The sequence below is a fragment of the Streptomyces sp. NPDC049577 genome (assembly GCF_040675635.1).
Lineage (GTDB): Bacteria > Actinomycetota > Actinomycetes > Streptomycetales > Streptomycetaceae > Streptomyces.
In genome coordinates this window covers 1-1,287 of the sequence record NZ_JBFAPH010000638.1, presented here as the reverse complement: position 1 = coordinate 1,287, position 1,287 = coordinate 1, and the positions used below count along the sequence as shown (strand labels likewise).

Genomic DNA, 1,287 nt, shown 5'->3' with positions numbered 1-1,287 from the left:
GGGCTCGCCGAACTGGATGGTCCATTTCGTCGGCAGCGGCACCATTCCCAGCGGCATCCGCACCGTGCACGCCGCCGCCGACCGGACGCTCGCCCCCTCCGTCGCCGCCGCCCGCGACCTGACCGCGCACGGCGTGCCGCGCGTCCGGCTGTGGCCGCGCGGCGTGGACTCCGAGCGCTTCCACCCCTCCCGCCGCGACCTGGACCTCCGACGCGCGCTCGCGCCCGGCGGCGAACTGATCGTCGGCTACGTGGGCCGCCTCGCCCCGGAGAAGCGCGTGGAGTTACTCGCCCCCGTCTGCGCGCTGCCCGGCGTACGGGTCGTCATCGCGGGCGACGGCCCGCACGCGGCGAGGCTGCGTACCGCCCTGCCCGGCGCGCGCTTCCTCGGCACCCTCACCGGCGACGAACTCGCCCGGATCGTCGCCTCGCTGGACGTCTTCGTCCACACCGGCGCGCACGAAACGTTCTGCCAGGCCGTCCAGGAGGCACAGGCCAGCGGCGTCCCCGTCATCGCCCCCGCCGCCGGCGGCCCCCTCGACCTGGTCGACCACGCCCGCACGGGCCTCCTGGTCCGCCCCCACGACCCCGAGGCCCTCCGCGACGCGGTCCTCACCCTGGAATCCGCCCGCCGCCGCCGGGCCGACTACGGCCGAGCAGCCCGAGCCTCGGTCCTGGGCCGCACCTGGACGGCAGTGGGCGACCAACTCCTGTCCCACTACACGCAACTCCTCCGGAGGGGCCCCACCGGCCGAGACCGCAGGACGCGCTGACGACCGCCCCAGCCTCGCCGGCCGGTGGCCGGGGTGCGGGGTTGGTGCGGTGACGGTCACCGCAGTTCTTCTCCGCCGCGACGGCGGGCAGCGAGACGGCGGTGTCCGGCGGTGCCGTGCCGGCCGATGGCCAGTGGCCGGTGCTTGCGGTGCGGGGTTGCCCGCCGGGCTACGGCTACGGCTACGGCTACGGCAGGAAGCGGATCACCGTACCCGGTACCGCCTGCGCCGCAGCCGCGAGCGCGGGGGGTGGGACCACGCCCACGACCGGGTAGCCCCCGGTGGTCGGGTGGTCGGCGAGGAAGACGACCGGGCGGCCGTCCGGGGGGACTTGGACGGCCCCCAGCACCATGCCCTCACTGGGCAGCTCACCCGCACGGGTGCGCGGCAGGGGCGGCCCCTCCGTGCGGAGGCCGATGCGGTTGCTCGCCGGCGAGACCCGGTACGCGCCGCTCGCCAGCGTGCGCAGCGCACCCGCCGGGAACCAGTCGTCGCGCGGGCCGAGTACGAGCGGC

Annotated in this window: 1 protein-coding gene and 1 pseudogene; one reads left to right on the top strand and one right to left on the bottom strand. The window is 76.7% G+C overall.

Annotation, left to right across the window (positions count from 1 at the left end):
• A partial coding sequence (locus AB0K09_RS33470) for a glycosyltransferase (RefSeq protein ID WP_366069153.1) occupies nt 1-772 on the top strand: 772 nt, incomplete at its 5' end.
• A 187-nt stretch (nt 773-959) separates the two neighbouring features.
• Here the strand turns inward: AB0K09_RS33470 and AB0K09_RS33465 are convergent.
• A pseudogene (locus tag AB0K09_RS33465) lies at nt 960-1,287 on the bottom strand (allophanate hydrolase subunit 2 family protein); the annotation flags it as partial.